This is a genomic window from Flavobacterium riviphilum (genome assembly GCF_055231795.1).
Window position 1 is genome coordinate 1 of record NZ_JBUYSY010000036.1, and the last position, 2053, is coordinate 2053.

Below are 2053 nucleotides of genomic sequence, written 5' to 3' on the forward strand. Positions count from 1 at the left end.
TAGTTTATGCTGAGCGAAGTCGAAGTACAGTCGAAGGGCTCACTTCTCACTTCTAACCGTCACCCTGAGTAGTTTATGCTGAGCGAAGTCGAAGTACAGTCGAAGGGCTAACATCTAATATCTAATATCTAACTTCTAACGTCTAACTTCTAACGTCTAATATCTCACTTCTAATATCTCACTTCTAATATCTCACTTCTAATTTCTAACTTCTAATTTCTAACTTCTAATTTCTAACTTCTAATTTCTAACTTCTAATTTCTAACTTCTAATTTCTAACTTCTCACCGTCACCCTGATCGGAGTCGAAGGGCTTACTTCTCATTTCCCTTCAGGACTGTTTTCAATTCATACAAAATCAACTTCGTGTTTTAAGGACTCTTTTATACGGTAGATAGGTAGCAATCAGCAAAAGAAAACGGACAATACGGAAAGCGAACCAATGGGTGATTTTAGAAGATACGGTTTCTTTTAAAAGTAGGGTTTCGGAGGTAATGTGTTCACAAGCATCTAGAGTTGAATCCAATTGCAATCGAAAATCTTGAGCAAATTCGGCTGAAATTACTTCAACATTCATTTCGATACTAGCATAGGAGCTCAAATGGTTGAGGTTGAAAGACCCCAGAGTAACCCATTGACGGTCTACAATGGCAAGTTTGCCGTGTAGTACTGATTTTTTCCACTCATATAATGCAATATTGTGTCTCAGTAATACGCTGTATAGATAGCGGGTAGCAGCCATAACAATAGGGAGATCCGATTTTCCTGAAAAAATAATGCTAATTTTTACCCCTCTTTTGGAAGCGTTTTTTAGAGCGCTCAATAATCCGCTTCCGGGTAAAAAGTAGCTGCCAATAAGGAAACATTCGCTAGTCGCTTTTTGTAGGGCATTCAGATAACTGTTGTAAATTTCATTTTTGGCCAGCAGCCAATCGTTGCGCAAAATGGTGATAGAGGCATCGGGAGTGCAATATATGGAGGATTGTATTGGGTTTAGTTGGATCGCTTTTTTTTTGAAATAAATGGCTCGACACAATTTTTGTAATGCCAAACCAAGAGTCGAATCTTCAATTTGCATGGCATAATCAAGCCAAGGGAGTTCTGTGCTGCTTCCTTTGTATTTATCCGAAAGATTGATTCCGCCAATCAAAATCGTTTTAGCATCGGCTAGCACAATTTTATGATGCAAGCGGCGTCCCAAATAAAGAGTGTTTTTGGAGTGCCATGGTGAAAAAAAGCGAACATTTATCTGTTCCGAACGCAAAGAGTCTATAAACGTATTCGGAAGCTGTGAAGAGCCAAAGGCATCTATTAGCAAAAAGACTTTAACATGACGTCGAGCTGCCAAAATCAACTCTTGGGCAATAGCCATCCCAGTGGCATCTTTTTCAAATAGATAGGTTTGTATGTGAATTTGATGTTGGGCTTGTTGTATGATTTTTTGTAATCTCAAAAAAAAATCCTCTCCACTGTGCACTATGGCAATATGGTCCAATATAGAAGTAGAGGTAAAGGACGGCATAAGGATGTTTTTTTAGATCAATGGTAGAAAAATTATTCTTGTATACGATATAAATATAGGATTATTTTCTCAATATTTCATTAGTGAGGTTTGTAAATCGCAACTATTCAAAGGGTTAAGTTTTTTATGTCTTTATGTTTCGTGTGTGCAATGGGGAGACTTGTTTTTTTTTGGAGCTAATCCGGCTGTCCGCTATATCTTGTCCTCCCGCCCGCAACCCTCGGGCGGGAGGACAAGGATGCCGCTCTCATCCGGGCTACGGTATTGGCTTTAGAAAGGAGGTTGAGTGCTAGATTAGGAAGTTGGATAGTGATATTGGTGCTTGTTTAGTTTGTACAGAGTTTGCTATACTATATATAAGTATAGCTAGAGTATGGATAGAGTATAGATAGAGTATAGATAGAGTATGGATAGAGTATAGCTAGAGTATAGATAGAGTATAGATAGAGTATAGATAGAGTATAGCTAGAGCATGGATAGAGTATGGATAGAGTATGGATAGAGTATGGATAGAGTATGGATAGAGTATGGA

At 38.3% G+C, this 2053-nt stretch carries 1 protein-coding gene; it reads right to left on the reverse strand.

Features of this window, described 5'->3' with window-relative positions:
* Nucleotides 1–357: 357 nt before the first annotated feature.
* Nucleotides 358–1521 carry a phospholipase D-like domain-containing protein gene (locus ACZIX2_RS14165; protein ID WP_463340745.1) on the reverse strand — a complete coding sequence of 388 codons (1164 nt, stop codon included), beginning with the start codon at nucleotides 1519–1521 and terminating at the stop codon, nucleotides 358–360.
* Nucleotides 1522–2053 lie beyond the last annotated feature (532 nt).